Raw genomic sequence first — 17,447 nt, 5'->3', positions numbered from 1 at the left:
TAACCACTATCCGACCGCGCATCGATTCGGCCTACCGGGTGGCGTACCGTCTACGACGGGACCAGCCCACTCCGGCCCCTGACGAGGACGAGCATTGACCGACGCCATTGGCCTTCAGACCCTGGAGCAGGCGCTGAACGCGCTGACCACCAGGGTCTCCTCCCTGCGCGAGGCGAAGTCCGCCTACCCCGCCGACCCCCGGTCCACACTCGACGCGGCGCTCGCGGAGCTCGACACCGCCCGCGAGCTGCTGGACGCCTCGGTACGCGAGTTGCGCAAGGCGCCCAAACGGTCGGGAGAGCGGGAGAGCGGGTCGCAGCGGGAGCTCAAGCTGCTGCGGCAGGTGTTCCGCACCTTCCCCATCCCGGTGGTGGTGCTGGACGCCTCTGGGGTGGTGCGGCGGATCAGCGCCGAGACCTCCCGGATGCTCGGCAGCCCGGCGGGATACCTGATCGGCCGCTCGTTCCCGCTGTTCGTCGACGTCTCGCGGCGAGCGGCGTTCCGCTCGCACCTGACGGCGGTCCAGCAGGGCGGCCAGACCGCGACCCTCCAGACGCGGCTGGCCCACCAGGGCCGCGCGCACACGGTGCAGCTGGCCGTCACCCGGCTGACGATGCCGGGAGAGCCGCAGGAGATGATCGCGGTCATGATCCTGCCGCTGGAGGCGCAGGTGGCGGGGCCGCCGCACGGCCCGGCCGACCGTTCGGACGCCACCCTGGTCATGGCCGCGGCGCGGCGGCAGGAGCTGCTGTCCAGGATGACCCGCCTGCTGCTCGACGAGGAGAGCCTGCGCCAGCCGGTGACCGTCACCCGGGCCTCCCGGCTGCTGGCCGCCGAATGGGCCGATTGGGTGATCGCCGACGTGGTCCGCGACGGCATGCCCCGGCGGGCCTGCGTGCTCGGTCCCGGCGACAAGCCGGTGACCCAGCTGGTCCGCCTCGCCGAGGGGATGAACCCGCTGACCGCGCCGGCCATCGCGCACGTGCTGACCGGCGGCTCGGGCGTGGTGCACGAGATGCTGGAGGACGACGGGCTGCTCGGCGACGTCCCCGGCGGTCCCCCGCTGCTGCGGGTGATGGGGGCCGCCTCGGTGCTGATCGTGCCGATCGGCGGCGAGAACGGCGTGCTGGGGACCCTGACCCTGGTGCGGTTGCGTGACCGTGAGCCGTTCTCGCTGGCCGATCTGGGGGTGATGGAGGAGATCGGCGCCCATCTGGGGCTCGCGCTGCGCGCGCGGCGCAGCTTCCAGACCCGCTCGCGGGCGGCCGACGCGCTGCGTACCAGCGTGGTGCCCCGGAGCCTGCCGGACATCCCGGGGTTCGAGGCCGCGGCCATCTACAACGCGGGCTCCAGCCCGGTCGGCGCCGAGTTCTACGACGTCTTCCGCGCCGGTGAGGGATGGGGTTTCGCCCTCGGGGGCGCCGCGGGCAAGGGCGAGGAGGCCGCGTCGGTCAGCGCCATGGTGCGCAACGGCCTGCGCGTGCTCAGCGTCTGGGAGACCGATCCCGGCGAGGTGATGCGCAAGCTGAACCAGGCCCTGACCGCCCAGCACAACGGCATGTTCGTGATGGCGGTGACCGGGTTCATCAAGGCGCGCAAGATCAGGCTGGCCAGCGCGGGGCACCACCCCGCCGCGCTGCTGCGGCCCGACGGCGGGGTGCGGTTCACCGCGGGGGGCGGCGTCCCGCTGGGCATCGCCCCGGAGGCGGAGATGTTCACCGAGGAGCTCGCGCTGACCTCGGGCCAGACCCTGGTCTTCTACTCCGACGGCCTGGTGGCCTCGCAGAACGAGCTGGGTGAGTCCTACGGCGAGACCAGGCTGGCGGATGTGCTGGCGCGCTGCGTGGCGCAGTCCCCCGCCGAGATCGTCAAGACCGTGGAGGAGGACCGGCACACCTTCTCCGGCGGGAGAGTTTGGGATGAGATCGTGATACTCGCCCTCCGTGTCGTATAGCTTGGCTAACTCGGTGTGACTCGCCGGTCTCACCGGGCGATGAGGAGGGGCCGCACCCGGCGGCACCCGTGTCCGACGGAGTGGGGCGGAGCATGAGATCGCTTCAGGATCGGCCCCCTTCAGGCTGGATCGAGCCGGGCGAGCATCTCTGCCTCGCCTTCGACCACGACGACGAGCGCGAGCCGGTGCTCGCCGCGTTCGTCTCCGACGGCCTGGTCCGGGGTGACCAGGCCGTCTACCAGGCCGACACGACCCATCCCGCGGTCCTGACGGGGCTGCTGCGGGGCTGGGGGCTCGATCCCGGCCCGCTCCTGGAACGGGGGCAGCTGAGCATCGTCGGCGCGCGGGAGACGTATTTCAGCGGCGGGCGCCCGGACCTCGCGACGGCCGCCGAGACCCTGAGGGCCACCGCCACGGGCGCGCGGCGCCGGGGATACCGCGCGCTGCGCGTCACCGGCGAGATGAGCTGGGCCCTGCACGCCGGTCCGGAGTTCCTCGGCGAGTACGAATCCGCGATGAAGACGGTCGTCGCCACCGGCACCGCGATGGCCGTCTGCCAGTACGACCGGCGGCTGTTCCCCTCCGGCCACCTGTCGGACCTGCGGCGGGTCCACGACAGGGAGGTCCGCGAGAGGGACGCCCGCCACGCGCGGGCCCGTCCGGCGTCGCGCCCGGACGGCGGGCCGCCGCGGATCGGGCCGGTCCCCGGACCGTCCGGCTCGTACGACCCGTCCGGCCCGTCCGGCCTGCGGGTCGAGGGCGAGGTGGCCGCGGGCGCGCTACCCGCGTTCGCCGAGGCGCTGCGGGAGGCCGCGCGGAGGGCTCCGGGCGACGTCCACCTGGACGTCGCGGGCCTCACCTTCATCGACCTGGCCGGGCTCAGGGTGATCGCGGAGGTGGCCGGAGGGCTGGAGGCGCCGAGGTGCCTGGTGGTGTGGCCGTCCGCCTCGCACGTCCACGACCTGATCAGGATGATCGGCTGGGACGCGACCCCCGGCCTGCGCCTGAGCGGCGGGGACGATCTCATATGACCTGCATCCACCAGGCCGCGGTGTACGACTCCGACAGGTGTTTCCTCGCGATGGCCCTGCCGTTCGTCCGGGACGGGCTGGCCAAGGGCGACCCGGTGATGGTCGCGACCACGTCGGCCAACCTGGAGCTCCTCGGGGACGCCCTGGGCAGGGAGGGGCGCCTGGTCGACTACGCGGAGACCGCGTTCCTGGGCCGCCGTACGGTGGAACGTGCCACCGCCTTCCACCGCTACTGGCGGCGGCGCGGGCCCGAGGCCCCGCGCGGCGGGCACGTGCGGATCCTCGCCGAGCCGGTGTGGGCCGGACGCGCGCCCGCCGACGTACGGGCCTGGCAGCGCATGGAGTCCGGCCTGAACCTGCTGCTGCGCGACAGCAACGTGTGGATGATCTGCCCGTACGACGAGAGGACGGCGGATCCGGGGGTGGTGGCCACCGCGCGGCGCACCCACCCCACCCTCTCCGAGGACGGCGTCTCGATGACGTCCTGCCCCGAGTACACCGATCCCGCGCGCTTCATCGGCGAGTGTGACTCCTTCCCGCCCCTCGAACCGCCGGGCGACTCGGCCGCCGCGCACGTCGAGACCCTCCACGCCCTGCGGGTGTTCGTCACCGGCCGCGCGTCCCTCCTGGGACTGAGCCCCGACCGGGCGAGCCTGCTCTCGGTCGCCGCGTACGAGGTGGCCGCCCTGCTCGGGCCGCCCGTGACGGTGCGGTTGTGGGAGCGGCTGGGCGCGATCACCTGTCACGTCGACCGCCGGGGCGGGCGGGTCGCCGACCCGGTCGCCGGATTCCTCCCGCCGGGTTCCTCGGCCGGTCCCGGCGACGGGCTGTGGATCGCCCGGCAGCTGTGCGACCGCCTCGACATCCACCATGACCAGGGCGGATGCGTGATCCAGTTGCACGTTCCCAGCTCCAGGGCCGAGGAGTCGCGGCAGAGCAGGATGTATTAGAAGGCTCGGCTTCTTCTCAAGGGTTTGGCTTCAGCGGAGATCGGGGTATGGTTAACCCCATACAGACGTGTGCCTAAGACGCAGGCACCCCTGAAGGAATCACAGGCTTTCCATGCCTATCTCCTCCCAGAGGTGTGCCGTGAACATTGCATTCGTCTCCTCCGAGGCTCTCTCCTCCACCCAGGACGAGTCCGACCTCGCCGCCCAGCGCGCTCACCTGATGGCAGTGGCCCGTGAGCTCGGCCGCGAGCACAAGGTCACGATCTACACCCGGAGGAACTCCGACTCGGAGAAGGCCAGGGTCCGCGTGTCGCAGGGCGTCACGCTGGAGACCCTGACCGCCGGGCCCGCGCAGGACCTTCCCGAGGACGGCGTCCTGCCCTACCTGTCCGACCTCGGCGACCAGCTGATGCACCGCTGGGGGCAGAACCGCCCGGACGTCATCCACGCGCACTCCTGGACCGGCGGGCTGGCCGCGATCGCCGGGGCGAACGGTCTCAACGTGCCGTTCACCCAGACCTTCAGCAGCGAGAACTCCCGCGACGCCAAGAAGGTGCGGCTGCAGCGGGCCATCGGGCGCCGGGCCAGCGCGGTGATCGCCGGGTGCGGCGACGAGGAGAGCTCGCTGATCCGGCTGGGCGTGCCGCGCCGCAACATCTCGGTCATCCCGTGCGGCGTCGACGTCGAGCGGTTCCGCCGCCAGGGTCCGGCCGCCGCCCGCGGTACCCGCCCCCGTCTGCTGCACGTGGGCCCGCTCACCGCCGACAAGGGCGTGCACACCGCGATCCGCGCGCTGGAGGGCATCCCCGAGGCCGAGCTGATCATCGCCGGTGGTCCCGCGTCCGTGGACCTGGAGCACGACGCCGACGCGCACCGCATGATGCTGCTGGCCAAGGAGATCGGCGTCGACGACCGGATCACCGTTCTCGGGCACGTCCCGCACGCCTCGGTCGCCAAGCTGATGCGCAGCGCCGACGTGGTCGTCTCGCTGCCCAGGGAGGCCCCGGCGGGCGTCGTGGCGCTGGAGGCCATGGCCTGCGGTGTCCCCGTCATCGCCTCCGCGGTGGGAGCCCACCTCGACTCCGTGGTGGACGGGGTGACCGGCCTGCTGGTACCCGCCGACCGCCCGGCGCAGACCTCCCGCCTCACCCGTGAGCTGCTCGCCGACCCGACCCGCCGCACCGCGCTCGGCTTCGCCGGTGCCGACCGCGCCCGGTCCCGCTACTCGTGGGAGCGGATCAGCCAGGAGCTCGTCCACGTCTACGAGACCGCTCTCTCCGGCTCCGCCCGCTGACCGCGCCCGGCCGCGCCGGCCGGACACCGCGGGCCGCGCGGAACACACCCCGAGACCGGGGGTCCCCGAGGGGGGACCCCCGGTTTTCGCGTACGGGCCCGCGTCACGGGCGGGTACAGGTTCGCGTCGGGGGCGGCTCGTGTCGGGGCGTGAGCCTGCGTGACGAGTTCGCGAGGGCAGGCGTCGCGGGCGAGTGAGCCTGCTTTACGAGCTCGCGGGGCCCGTGTCGGGGGCGGGTGAGCCTGCTTTACGAGTTCACGAGGCTCGCGCCTGTGACTACGGCCGGGTCGCGCGGCGGTGCAGGACGACGCCGAGGCCGCTGGCGGCCAGCAGGACGACTCCGGCCAGGACCAGGATCACCGCGCCGCCCACGGCCCCGTCCGTCCAGTCCCAGACGGCCTCGGGGACGGCGAGCGTCAGCCCGGCCACGCCACTGACGATCAGCACCCAGGTGCGCCACCGCCCGTACAGTGCCAGGCAGGCCAGTGCGATCAGCGCGGTCAGCCAGTATCCCCAGGAGCCTCCGTCCCACAGGATGGGCCACTGGCCGCCGAGGAGCGCGATGGCGGCGCCGATGCCCAGGCCCAGGTCGCGCGGGACGAGCAGCCCGGCCAGGGCGGCCACCAGGATGAGCACGCCCAGCCCGATGTAGGCCAGGCCCCAGGCCGGGCCCTCGTCCGCGGCGGCGTCCATCAGGCCGGTCAGCGTGAGCAGGGCGAAGCCGCCACCGGCCAGCAGGCCGATCGCGGTGGGCAGCAGCGCGTAGGCCACCGCCGCGACCACCAGCCCGGCCACGCCGCCGACGAGCACCTCCTGGCGGTCGACCGCCACCCCGGCGCACAGCGCCGCCGTACCCGAGCCCAGCGCGGCGAGCGTGGCGGCGACCCTGCCCTGTACGGCGGCCGTCCTGCCGGTCGCCGAGCGCGCCGCCGCGCCGAGACCCGCGGCCACCGCCAGCAGGAGCAGCGTGACCACGACGAGGACCGTGACCTTCCCCGGCTGGGTCATCCGGTCCCAGCCCAGGCCGACGAAGGCCGCGGCACCGGCCAGGACGAGCCCGCCGCCGACGTACGCGAGGATCTCGCTCCACCTGACCCGGTCTCCCGCTCCCGGCTCACGCAGCGCCGCGCCGACGGCGAGGGCGACCGGCTCCACCTGCTCGGGGCGGAGTTCACCGGACTCCACGAGCCTGGCCAGCGCCCGTCGTACGGCGTCAACGTCGTTCATGTGCGGAATCGTGACACAACCGGACCGGGACGGCACCCTCCGGACCACTGGGGCGTATGCGAAAACGGGATACCCCTGTTACTGGAGTGCGATCGTTGCTTTGATGGCCCCATGTCGATTCGTGGCACGTTCCTGGGTGTCCTGGCCGCCTCCCTCGCCTTCTCCGCGCTGCCCGCGCCTGGCGCGTCCGCGACGACGGGCCCGTCCGCCGCGCGCGGGTGGGGCGCCCCGGTCCTGGTGGAGGACTTCGGCGGCACCCGCGTCGACGGCCGCAAGTGGGTCGTCTACCACTCCCCCGGCGCCGAGACCAACCCGCGCACCGGGCGGGCCACGAGCGTGGGCGGCGGCGTGCTGCGGCTCAAGGGCGGCTTCTACGGAGGAAGGGATCTGTCGGGGGGCATCGCGACCCGGAGCGCGCAGCGGTACGGGCGCTGGGAGGTGCGGCTGCGGGCCGAGCGCGGCGCGGGCTACACCCCGGTGGCGCTGCTCTGGCCGTCCGACCAGGGCGGCGGGGAGTACGCGGAGGTCGACTTCGCCGAGATCATCGACCCGGGCCGCAGGTCGGGCGGGATCTTCGTGCACCTCGGCGACCGGCCGCAGGCCCAGCGGCGGATGAGGGCCGACTTCACCCGCTGGCACACGGTCGCGGTCGACTGGCTGCCCGGACGGCTGACGTTCTGGCTGGACGGCAGGAAGGTGTGGGACTACCGGGGGCCGAACGTGCCGAGGAGCCGCTCCATGCACCTGACGCTCCAGAACGACGTGACGTGCAACGAGTGGTCGCCGTGCCGCAACGGCTCCACTCCCCCGACGGTGAGCATGTACGTGGACTGGGTGAAGGTCTACCGGGCCCCCGTCTGAGCCGCCGTCTGGATCGCCTTCTGGACCGCCCGCCGACGAGGACCGGCGGGTCAGAGCAGGTGGGCGGCCTTGAGGGCGAGGTGGATCAGCAGGCGGTCCTCGCCGTCGGCCAGGTCCCTGCCGGTGAGCCGTTCCGCCTTGGCCAGCCGGTAGTAGAGCGTCTGGCGGTGCACGCCGAGCGCGGCGGCGGTCTCCTGGACGTGACCGGCCCGGTCGAGGTAGCTCTCCACGGTCCTGGCCAGCTCCGGGTCCTCGGCCAGCCCGGCGACCTCCTCCGCCAGCTCCCGCAGCCCCGCCGGGGACATCCGGGCCAGCAGCCGGTAGACGCCCAGCCCCGGCCAGGTGGCGACGGGGGCCAGCGCGGGCACCCGTCCGGCGACGCCGAGCGCGTGCACGGCCTCCCGCCAGCTCCGCCAGGCCTGCGCGGGCTCGTCCCTGGGGGCGCCGACGCCCACCGCCGTCCCGTACATGCCCTGGATCCGGTCGGCCAGCTCCTCCGCCTGGCCCGCCGGGACCAGGAGGGCGGCCAGCGGCTCGCCCCGTACGGGGAAGGAGGGGTCGGCGAGCACGGCGCGCGGGAGGGTCCAGAGGGCGGCGACCCGGTCCGGGGAGGTGCGGGCGGCGATCGCCGCCACCGGGCCGCGTACGTCGTCCAGCCGTGACAGCGCCCGGGAGCGCTCCTCGGCGTCGGGGGAGAACAGCTCGCGCAGGTTCGCGCCCAGGTCCTGGCGGCTGCGGGCCTCCTGGGCGAGGGCGGTGGCGGCCCGGGAGACCAGGTCGCCGACCGAGGCGAGGGCATCGTCGCCGAGTGTGCCGTCGTCGAGGAGCCACAGGTAGCCGTAGGTCACCTCGTGGTGCCGCAGCGGCACGCACACCCGGGCGAGCACGCCCAGGTCGGCGTCGGCGGGGATGCGGACCGGGCCGCGGGCCCCGGCGATGCCGTACCCCTCGAAGTAGGCGCGCACCTGGTCCGTCGCGCGGCGCCGCAGGATGGACTCCTGGCGCACCACGTCGATGTCGCCGCTCTGCGCGGCGTAGGCCAGGAGCTGGAAGACCCGGTCCTCCAGGGTGGCCGAGGCGCCGAGCCTGGCGGCGATCTCGTCTACCGTCTCCTGCAGCACCTCACCATTGTCATACATGTGTATGAAAGCCCCGCCCGTCGATCGTGGCAGATGCACATGACGGCCGGTCGGGCCGGGGTTTTAGGCTGGAGGCATGCTCGGTTCTCTGCTTCTCGGCGCGTCCCGGTTGCCGCTGGTGCGGCGCGCGGTCTCCGGCGTGCCGCTGACACGCAAGGTCGTCGATCGCTTCGTCGCGGGCGAGACGCCCCGGGAGGCGGTCGAGGCGATCAGGGGGCTCGCCGCCGCCGGTCTGGCCGTCACCGTCGACCACCTGGGCGAGGAGACGAGAGACTCCGCCGCCGCCACCCAGACGGCCGGGGCGTACGTCACGCTGCTCGGCGCGCTGGGTGAGCTGGGGCTCGGCGACCGGGCCGAGGTGTCGGTGAAGCTCTCCGCGGTCGGCCAGGCGCTCGGTGCCTCCGGCGGCACTCCCGGCGGGGGCGACGGCGACAAGATCGCGCTGGAGAACGCGCGGCTGATCTGCGAGGCGGCCGCGGCCTCCGGGGCGAACGTGACCCTCGACATGGAGGACCACACCACGGTCGACTCCACGCTCGCGACCCTGCGGGCCCTGCGCGAGGACTTCCCCGCCACCGGTGTCGCCGTGCAGTCCTACCTGTTCCGCAGCGAGGCCGACTGCCGCGACCTGGCGTACGAGGGGTCGCGGGTCCGCCTGGTCAAGGGCGCCTACGCCGAGCCCGCCTCGGTGGCGCACCAGAGCAAGGGCGAGGTCGACAGGGCCTACGTGCGCTGCCTGCGGATCCTCATGTCGGGTGCGGGGTACCCGATGGTGGCGACGCACGACGACCGGCTGATCGCGATCACCGAGACGCTCGCCGACCGGTTCGCCAGGTCCCGGGGCGAGTACGAGTACCAGATGCTCTACGGGATCAGGGCCGACAAGCAGCAGGCGCTGGCGGGGGCGGGTCACACCGTGCGCGTCTACATCCCGTACGGAGACGACTGGTACGGCTACTTCATGCGCCGGCTGGCCGAGCGCCCGGCGAACGTCGCCTTCTTTCTTCGTGCCCTTGGAGGCAAGTGATGGATGCCATCTCCACCGTTCCCGCCCCGTTCAACGAGCCGGCGCTGGGTTACGCGCCCGGCAGCGCCGAGCGTACGGCGTTGGAGGACCGCGTCAAGGAGCTGGCCGGGGCCCAGCTGGACCTGACGATGACGATCGGCGGCGAGCGGCGGATGGGCGGCGGCGCCCCGATCGACGTGGTCCAGCCGCACAACCACGCCTCGGTGCTGGGCCGCATGGCGGACGCGAACGCCGACGACGTGCGCGCGGCGATCGACGCCTCGCTGGCGGCGGCGCCCGCGTGGCGCGCCCTGCCGTTCGACGAGCGGGCCGCGATCTTCCTGCGGGCCGCCGACCTGCTGGCCGGTCCCTACCGGCAGACGCTGAACGGCGCGACGATCCTGGGCCAGTCCAAGTCGGCGCAGCAGGCGGAGATCGACGCCGCCTGTGAGCTGATCGACTTCCTGCGCTTCAACGTGGACTTCGCGCGGCGGCTGCTCAGCGACCAGCCGGTCTCGTCGCCCGGCGTGTGGAACCGGATGGAGTACCGGCCGCTGGAGGGCTTCGTCCTCGCGATCACGCCGTTCAACTTCACCGCCATCGCCGCGAACCTGCCATCGGCTCCGGCCTTGATGGGCAACGTCGTCGTCTGGAAGCCCTCCCCCACCCAGCAGTTCTCCGCGCACTTCACCATGCGCCTGCTGGAGGAGGCGGGGCTCCCGCCGGGCGTCATCAACATGGTGACCGGCAACGGCGCGGCCGTCTCCGAGGTCGCGACGACCCACCCGGAGCTGGCGGCCATCCACTTCACCGGCTCCACGCCCACCTTCCAGCACCTGTGGTCGACGGTCGGCGCCAACATCGCCTCGTACCGGTCCTATCCGCGCCTGGTCGGCGAGACCGGCGGCAAGGACTTCGTGCTCGCCCACCCCTCGGCCGACCCGGCGGCGCTCACCACCGCGCTGATCCGCGGCGCGTTCGAGTACCAGGGGCAGAAGTGCTCGGCCGCCTCCCGCGCGTACGTGCCGCGCTCGGTGTGGTCGGTGATCCGTGACGAGCTCGTGGGCACCGCCGAGTCGCTGACCGTCGGGGACGTGGCCGCGGACCTGTCGGTCTTCATGGGCGCGGTCATCGACGAGCGGGCGTTCGCCAAGAACAGGGCCGCGATCGACCGGGCCCGCTCGCTCGACTCGATCAATGTGCTGACCGGCTCGTACGACGACTCGACCGGCTACTTCGTGCGGCCGACCATCCTGGAGTCGGCCGACCCCACCGACGAGATCTTCGTCAAGGAGTACTTCGGGCCGATTCTCGGGGTGCACGTCTACGACGACGCGGACTTCGACACGGTCCTGGACCAAATGGAGGGCGTCTCGCCGTACGCGCTGACCGGTTCGATCATCGCCCAGGACCGTTACGCGATCGCCTCGGCGTCGGAGCGGCTGCGCTTCGCGGCGGGCAACCTCTACATCAACGACAAGCCGACCGGCGCGGTCGTCGGCCAGCAGCCCTTCGGCGGGGGCCGCTCGTCGGGGACCAACGACAAGGCCGGGTCGATCCTCAACCTGACCCGCTGGGTGAGCGCCAGGACCATCAAGGAGACCTTCGCCCCGCCGTCGGACCACCGTTACCCGCACATGGGCTGACGTCGTCCCCCGGCTGTTCTGCTCTGGGCGGGCCGCTGGAGAGCGGTGACGCCCGGGTTCCGCGTGCGGAACCCGGGCGTCACTCGTTTCCGGTGCTTCCGGTCATGGCCAGGATGTCGGCCCCGGCCGCGACTACACCGGGCAGGAGAGCGTGCTGGTGCCGCAGCAGCCGATGCTGAGGTAGTGCTCCGTCCGCGGCTCGCGGCCGCCGACCAGCTCGTCCAGGTTGATCTCCCCGGCCGGGTGGGCCAGGTCTGCGGTGCGGGCCTGCGGGTTCTTCCACTGACGGATCAGCTCGTTGTCGGACATCGCATGTCTCCTTGGTCGAGATTCGTTGTGCGTGGGACGTGGGTCAGCAGTACGGGCCGGTACGGCAGCAGCCCCAGGAGGTGAGCCCCTCGGTGGCGGGCTCGCGGCCGCCGACCAGCTCGTCCAGGCTGATCTCCCCGGCGGGGTGGACCAGGTCGGCGGTACGGGCCTGCGGGTTCTTCCACTGACGGATCAGCTCGTTGTCGGACATCTCAAAACTCCTTGGTGTGGACTGCCGACGATCAGCAGAAGAGGCCGGTGGGGCAGCAGCCCAGGGAGAAGAAGAACTCGGTCACCGGCGGGCGGCCACCGACGACGCGGGCGTCGTCCAGGGCGATGTCCCCGGCCGGGTGGGCCAGCTCCGCGGTACGGGCCTGCGGGTTCTTCCACTGACGGATCAGCTCGTTGTCGGACATTTCACGACTCCTTCGTGAGATTCGGTACTTCGGGAAGCGCCGGACGGACCGGCGTGGAGGTGGGCCGACGGCCCCCCGTGGTGGAGCGGGTCAGCCGCACCACATGCCGGTGGGGCAGCAGCCGTAGGAGATGGCGTACTCGGTCACCGGCGGGCGGCCACCGACCACGCGGGCGTCGTCCAGGGCGATGTCCCCGGCCGGGTGGGCCAGCTCCGCGGTACGGGCCTGCGGGTCCTTCCACTGACGGATCAGCTCGTTGTCAGACATGACGTACTCTCCTTGCGGATTGGGATTTCGTGGGGCGCACCGGCGGGACCCGGCGCGTCTCACGCGTTCAGTGCTCCGGCCCGAGGCCGGGGTGCCGCGTCGTGCGCGAACAGCTCTCGGTAGGTCCCCTCTCGTGCGATGAGGTCCTCGTGCGTGCCCCGCTCGACGATGCGGCCGCGGTCGAGCACGAGGATCCTGTGGGCGTCGCGGATCGCGCTCAGCCGGTGCGAGATGACGATCCGCGTGACCTCGATCCCGGACAGCGCGGCGTCGACGCGGCGCTCGGTCTCGGGATCGAGGTGGCTGGTGGCCTCGTCCAGGATGAGCAGGCGGGGCCTGTGGACGAGGGCGCGGGCCAGGGCGACCCGCTGGCGCTGCCCGGCCGACAGCGCGGCGCCGGCCTCGCCGACGAGGGTGCCGTACCCCATGGGCATGGCCTCCACGTCGTCGTGCAGTCCGGCGACGCGGGCGGCGCGCACCACCTCCGCCTCGGTGGCGTCCTCGCGGCCGAGGGTGAGGTTGTCCATGATGGTGCCGTTGAAAAGGTTGAGGTCCTGCAGGACGGCCCCGCAGCGGGAGCGCAGGTCGTGGATGTCGAGGTCGTCCAGTTCGTGCCCGTCGTGGCGCACCGTACCGGCGCTGGGACGCAGCAGGCCGAGGACCAGCAGCGCGATGGTGCTCTTGCCGGAGCCGGTACGGCCGACGATGCCGAGCTTGGTGCCGGGCGGGACGGTGAAGGTGAGGTCCCTGAGCACCGGCGGGGCGTCGGCCTGGTAGTGGAAGACCAGGTCCTCGACCTCGATGCCGCTCGCGGCGTGCGCGGGAAGGCGTACGGGACCGGTGGGCTCCTCGTCCGCGTCGACGATGTCGTAGACCCGCTCGATCTGGCTCCGCATCATCGGGTAGCTCTGGCCCGCGCTGGCCAGCCCCTGGAGGGGGGCGAGCACGGCGAGGGCGACGGCGCTGGAGGCGAGCGCGGTGCCGAGCGTCATGCCGCCGTTCAGGACGAGCGCGAGCCCGGTCAGCAGCAGGAGCAGCGGGGCGGCGACGGTGAGGGCCTGGTGGAAGGCCTCCAGACCGGCGGTGATCCGGCCGCGGACGACCAGGGCGCCTCGGTAGGTGTCGAACAGCCGCGCCCAGTGCTGCTCGGCCCGTTCCTCGACGCCGTTGGCCTTGACCGGGACCACGGCCTCCAGGGTCTCGGTGAGGTAGCTCTGCTCCTCGGCCTTGGCCGACAGCTCCCGCTGGTAGACGGCCGCGACCCTCGGGGAGACCCGTACCACCAGCAGCACGTGGGCGGCGCCCAGCGCGAGGACGACGGGCACGTAGCCGGGGGCGAGGATGGCCAGGCCGATCAGGTAGCCCACCAGGAGCGCGGCGTCCAGCACGAGGATCAGCAGCCGTTGCGTGACGGTCTCGCGCGTGGTGGAGACGCTGCCGAGCCGGGCGAGCAGGTCTCCCCTGCGGCGCTGGATGAAGAACGACAGCGGCAGCCGCAGCATGTGGCGGATGAGCTGCCTGCCCAGCGTCGCCTCGGCGCGGACGCGCAGGGTGAGCACCGCCGTCTCCCTCAGCAGGGTCGTCAGCCCGGCCAGGACGGTGGTGCCGAGCACCACCAGGGCGAAGAGCGGCAGGATGTCCGTCCGCCGGTCGGGGGCGAAGGTGTCGACGACCTGCTGGGTGGCGAGCGGCAGCACCAGGGCGAGCAGTTTCAGCACGGTCGCGCAGGCCAGTACGGCGGCGAGCAGGCTCCGGCTGCCGGGCATCGCCACGAAGTCGCGCAGGTAGCGGAGCATCAGCCACTCCCGCATGGGAGTGCGCCGCCGGACGAACCCGGGGCCGGGCGACAGGTGGATCAGCACGCCGCCGAAGCGCCGGTCGAAGTCCTTCGCGCTCTGCCACTGACGGCCACCGCCCGGGTCGGCCAGGCGGACGCGCCGGGCGGTGACCCTCTCCACGACGACGAAGTGGTGGTCGGCCAGGTAGGCGATGACCGGCTGGCCGACGGGTCCGAGGCGCTCCATCCGCTCGGTCCGCGCGTGCAGGCCCATGCGGGGGGCGGCGGCGATCAGGTGGGCGGCGGACACGCCATCGCGTCCGATGCCGAGCATCTCCCGGCATTCGGCGACCCGGGTGTCCCTGCCGTGGAAGCTGGCGATCATGGCCAGGCAGGCCGCGGCGCATTCGGTGGAGGTGAGCTGGTGTCGAAGCGGGACCCTGCCCATCAGCGGTCACTCCCCACGGGCGCGTCGAGCAGCAGCACGGAGGGGACGCGCTCGGGCAGGGCGAGCCGGAGCAGGCCGTACCCGATCCCGGCCAGGCCGTTCATCAGGCCGGGGGTGGGGGCGGCGCCGGGCGCGCCCCAGCGGGGGCCCCGGCGGGCCAGGTCGTCGAGGAGGTGGGCCGTGCGGGCCGTCAGCAGTTCCGCGGCCTCCGGGCGGTGGCGCAGCTGGAGGAGCAGTTCGAGGTTGCCCAGCTCGCCGTGGCAGAGGCTGTGGTTGTTCATCGGCCCGCGCCTCAGCTCGGCGGCGAGCGCGCGGTCGAGGTCTTCGGACTTCGGGTCACCGGCGCGTGACAGGCCGATGCCGGGGGCTCCGTGGCACCAGGCGTGGAGCATGTCGTCGCCGCCGTGTCCCTTCCGGTAGTCGGGCCAGCCCCACAGGTCCTCCCTGTAGTGCTCGCTCTCGTACGCGAAAGCGGCCAGGGCGATATCGCGGGCGCGCGGGTCGCCGCCCGCCTCGGCGTGGCGGCGCAGCGCCCAGCCGATGCCCCCGGCGCCGTGGGAGAAGCCGGTCAGCGGCAGGTCGTCGCTCATGGGCGTGTGCCAGGCCACTCCCGCTCCGGCGGGGACCGCGGTGGCCAGCAGGCGTTCGGCGCAGACCTCCGCGGTACGCCAGGCCGCGGGTGACCCGGTGGCCCGGTGGATCGCGAGCATCGTGGCCAGGGTGCCGGCGCTGCCGCCGATGACGTCCAGCATCTCGTCCTGGTCCGCCGCCTTCGCGCACAGCTCCACCAGGCCCTCGACCGGCCGCGTCAGCCCCGGGTCGCCGAGCAGCGCGGCCAGGTGGAGCAGGGTGTACGCGACCCCGCCGAGGCCGGTGAAGGCGCCCATGACGCCCTCCTCCGGCGGGTCCTCGGCCAGCCGCGCGAGCGGGACGACCGCGCGCCGCGCCAGGTCGGCGTACCGCTCCTCACCGGTGACGGCGGCGCACTGCGCCAGGAACAGCGCCACGCCGGGGTAGCCGCTGTACAGGCTCCAGTCCAGCGGGCGCGGCGTCCAGTACTTCTCCTCGACCAGCTCCAGCCCGAGCCAGTTGACGCGCCCGCCGGGTCCTGAGGTGGAGGCGCAGGTGTGGCGGTCGATGAGGTCGGCGACGTCCCTGGCGGCTGCGATCAGCCTGGCCTCGTCCAGCCTGGCCTTGTCCGGATGGTCCTTGTTCGGGCGGTTCTCGTTCGGGTGGCTCTCGTTCGGACGGTCCTCGTTCGGACGGTCCTCGTTCGGACGGTCCTCGTTCGGACGGTCCTCGTTCGGACGGTCCTCGTTCGGACGGTCCTCGTTCGGGCGGACGGAGGTGGAGGGGGCGGGTGTCGTACCGGCGGCGACGGTGGTGAGGCCGGAACGGTCCCGGGTGACCATGGCCGCCCGGATGACCCATTCCTGGCGGGCGCGGTCGGCCGGGCCCATGCCGAGGACCTTGCGGACGGCGCGGCTCAGGCTGGGCTCGGGCAGGATGTCCGGGAGGCGGACGCCGCCGGAGGTCCACAGGTCGCGGCTGCCCGGCCGGGTGGTGAAGATCGGGATGTCGCCCGCCCAGAGGTCCTCCGCCTCGTAGGCGATCAGCCGCTCCCGGGTGCGGTCGCCGTGGGTGATCGCCCACAGATAGTCCAGCACGCGGTCGCGGTCGAGGCCGTGGCGGAGCACGTCCGGGTGGGTGGACTCCATCATCAGCTTGCCGTACGTTCGGGTCGCCCTCGGGACGACGCGGACCTCGTCGCCGGAGAACGTGGTCAGCAGCCGGACCAGGGCGGGGGCGTCGGCCACGACAGCCTCGTAGCCACGGCCGAACCCGGCCAGGAGGTCGTCGAGATGGTCGGCGGGGTCGGCCTCGTCCTCGCCCAGGCGCGGGCGGTTGTGCACACCGGGGAAGAGCAGGTTGTCACGGACCAGCCGCATCTCGTCGGTACCCTGCCCGGTCCAGGCCGGTGTCTTCATCGGCAGCACGGCGTCCTTGTCGCCGCCCATGCCGGACAGGTCGATCACGCCGTTCTCGCCTACCATCAGCTCGGGCAGCAGGCCGCTACGGCTCACCGACGACTCCAGGGCCAGCGCCGCCGGGTCCTCCATGAAGCGTTCCATTCCCACCCCGGGCACCAGCGGGTGCAGCAGGGCCTCCAGGTCGACCAGTACGGGCTGGTCGCCCCGGGCGATCAGGTTCTCGCAGTGGAAGTCCGCGCCGTCGAGGGCGTGCAGCAGCGCGAGCAGCGCGCCGAGCCGGTGGTAGTAGCGGGCGACCTCCTCCCGGTCCCGGCACGGCAGGTGGGGCGCGAACTCCACCCAGCCGTACGAGCCTCGGTCCAGCACGGTCAGGCGGATGAGGTCCAGGCCCGCGACGCGCTCGTTGAGCCAGGTCAGGGCGTTGTTGAAGTGCAGGTGGACGGCCTGCGGGCGCGGCTTGTAGACCGCCCGCGCGCCGCTTTCGAAGGTCAGGACGCTGACCGCGCGGCCACCCTGGTGGGTGTCGCCGCCGCCCTCGACCGCCGTCAGCGGGCCGAGGTCGGCGCCGCCCAGCAGCGTCCGTACGATGTCGGGGCGGTCCTCGGCGTAGCGGGCGAGCATCTCGCCTCGGCCGGTCGCGAACAGGTCGGCCGTCTGGGCCAGCAGCCGGGCCAGCACCGGGTATTCCTCGCACAGCGCGGCGAGCGCCTCGGGGCGGCCGAACCACCGGACGAAGTCCGCGAACCGCTCCTCGGGCGTCTCCCCCGCGAGCCGCCGCGAGACGCGCATGACGTTGAGCTCCAGCACCAGCGTCCGCGACGCGAGTACCGCGAGCCGCTGCCGCAGCTCGACGCTCCAGGCCGCGAGCAGGGCGTCCGCCCGGACAGCCGGGCCGCACGCGTTCAGCGCGTCGCCCAGGCGCCGCAACGCGCCCTCGGCGAACGGCGCCATGATCGCCGCGAACCCCTCGCTTTCGGGCGCCCCATCAGCGGGCACCCCGTCAGCGGGCACCCCGTCAGCGGGCACCCCGTCAGCGAGCGCCCCGTCAGCGAGCGCCCCGTCAGCGAGCGCCCCGTCAGCGAGCGCCCCGTCAGCGAGCGCCCCGTCAGCGAGCGCCCCGTCAGCGAGCGC

General features: G+C 73.0%; 15 protein-coding genes. 7 read left to right on the top strand and 8 right to left on the bottom strand.

Annotated features, from left to right (window positions below):
- Nucleotides 1-94 precede the first annotated feature (94 nt).
- The 4 genes from ACW9TB_RS32660 to ACW9TB_RS32645 all read left to right on the top strand — a co-directional run bounded on the left by ACW9TB_RS32660 (nt 95) and on the right by ACW9TB_RS32645 (nt 5,229).
- Nucleotides 95-1,954, top strand: coding sequence for a SpoIIE family protein phosphatase (locus tag ACW9TB_RS32660; RefSeq protein WP_472751957.1), 1,860 nt, complete (start codon nt 95-97; stop codon nt 1,952-1,954).
- 92 nt (nt 1,955-2,046) lie between these two features.
- Complete coding sequence (locus tag ACW9TB_RS32655) at nt 2,047-2,985, top strand: MEDS domain-containing protein (RefSeq protein WP_472751956.1); 939 nt, start codon at nt 2,047-2,049, stop codon at nt 2,983-2,985.
- Nucleotides 2,982-3,935 carry an anti-sigma factor RsbA family regulatory protein gene (locus tag ACW9TB_RS32650; RefSeq protein ID WP_472751955.1) on the top strand — a complete coding sequence of 318 codons (954 nt, stop codon included), beginning with the start codon at nt 2,982-2,984 and terminating at the stop codon, nt 3,933-3,935. Before ACW9TB_RS32655 ends, ACW9TB_RS32650 begins: the two co-directional genes overlap by 4 nt.
- A gap of 139 nt (nt 3,936-4,074) precedes the next feature.
- A complete protein-coding gene (locus tag ACW9TB_RS32645) occupies nt 4,075-5,229 on the top strand; it encodes a glycosyltransferase (RefSeq protein WP_472751954.1) in 1,155 nt (384 codons plus the stop codon).
- A 276-nt stretch (nt 5,230-5,505) separates the two neighbouring features.
- Here ACW9TB_RS32645 and ACW9TB_RS32640 read toward each other — a convergent pair whose 3' ends face one another.
- A complete protein-coding gene (locus ACW9TB_RS32640) occupies nt 5,506-6,456 on the bottom strand; it encodes a hypothetical protein (protein ID WP_472751953.1) in 951 nt (316 codons plus the stop codon).
- Nucleotides 6,457-6,567: 111 nt separating this feature from the next.
- On the opposite strand from ACW9TB_RS32640, the gene ACW9TB_RS32635 reads away from it, so the two are divergent.
- Nucleotides 6,568-7,317, top strand: a complete 750-nt coding sequence (locus ACW9TB_RS32635; protein ID WP_472751952.1) for a glycoside hydrolase family 16 protein — start codon at nt 6,568-6,570, stop codon at nt 7,315-7,317.
- A gap of 50 nt (nt 7,318-7,367) precedes the next feature.
- Here the strand turns inward: ACW9TB_RS32635 and ACW9TB_RS32630 are convergent, their stop codons facing one another.
- Nucleotides 7,368-8,438: a PucR family transcriptional regulator gene (locus ACW9TB_RS32630; RefSeq protein WP_472751951.1), complete on the bottom strand. Its 1,071-nt coding sequence runs from the start codon at nt 8,436-8,438 to the stop codon at nt 7,368-7,370.
- A gap of 94 nt (nt 8,439-8,532) precedes the next feature.
- On the opposite strand from ACW9TB_RS32630, the gene ACW9TB_RS32625 reads away from it, so the two are divergent.
- Both ACW9TB_RS32625 and pruA read left to right on the top strand, forming a co-directional pair.
- On the top strand, nt 8,533-9,483 hold the full coding sequence (locus ACW9TB_RS32625; RefSeq protein WP_472751950.1) for a proline dehydrogenase family protein: 951 nt from the start codon (nt 8,533-8,535) through the stop codon (nt 9,481-9,483).
- Complete coding sequence (pruA, locus tag ACW9TB_RS32620) at nt 9,483-11,108, top strand: L-glutamate gamma-semialdehyde dehydrogenase (RefSeq protein ID WP_472751949.1); 1,626 nt, start codon at nt 9,483-9,485, stop codon at nt 11,106-11,108. Before ACW9TB_RS32625 ends, pruA begins: the two co-directional genes overlap by 1 nt.
- 132 nt (nt 11,109-11,240) lie before the next feature.
- On the opposite strand, the gene ACW9TB_RS32615 is transcribed toward pruA, so the two are convergent.
- The 6 genes from ACW9TB_RS32615 to ACW9TB_RS32590 form a co-directional block, all read right to left on the bottom strand.
- Complete coding sequence (locus ACW9TB_RS32615) at nt 11,241-11,417, bottom strand: hypothetical protein (protein ID WP_472751948.1); 177 nt, start codon at nt 11,415-11,417, stop codon at nt 11,241-11,243.
- Nucleotides 11,418-11,460: 43 nt separating this feature from the next.
- Complete coding sequence (locus tag ACW9TB_RS32610; protein WP_472751947.1) at nt 11,461-11,628, bottom strand: hypothetical protein; 168 nt, start codon at nt 11,626-11,628, stop codon at nt 11,461-11,463.
- A 31-nt stretch (nt 11,629-11,659) separates the two neighbouring features.
- Complete coding sequence (locus ACW9TB_RS32605; protein ID WP_472751946.1) at nt 11,660-11,833, bottom strand: hypothetical protein; 174 nt, start codon at nt 11,831-11,833, stop codon at nt 11,660-11,662.
- Between the two features lie 90 nt (nt 11,834-11,923).
- Nucleotides 11,924-12,100, bottom strand: a complete 177-nt coding sequence (locus tag ACW9TB_RS32600) for a hypothetical protein (RefSeq protein ID WP_472751945.1) — start codon at nt 12,098-12,100, stop codon at nt 11,924-11,926.
- A gap of 59 nt (nt 12,101-12,159) precedes the next feature.
- The gene (locus ACW9TB_RS32595) at nt 12,160-14,325 is read right to left on the bottom strand and encodes a peptidase domain-containing ABC transporter (RefSeq protein ID WP_472751944.1); all 2,166 of its coding nucleotides are present in this window, start codon (nt 14,323-14,325) and stop codon (nt 12,160-12,162) included.
- On the bottom strand, nt 14,325-17,447 hold a 3,123-nt coding region (locus ACW9TB_RS32590), incomplete at its 5' end, for a type 2 lanthipeptide synthetase LanM family protein (protein WP_472751943.1). The genes ACW9TB_RS32590 and ACW9TB_RS32595, both read right to left, overlap by 1 nt.

It is taken from the genome of Streptosporangium sp. H13245, assembly GCF_055690525.1.
The sequence above is the reverse complement of the archived record's forward strand: the minus strand, read 5'-3'. Positions and strand labels throughout refer to the sequence as shown.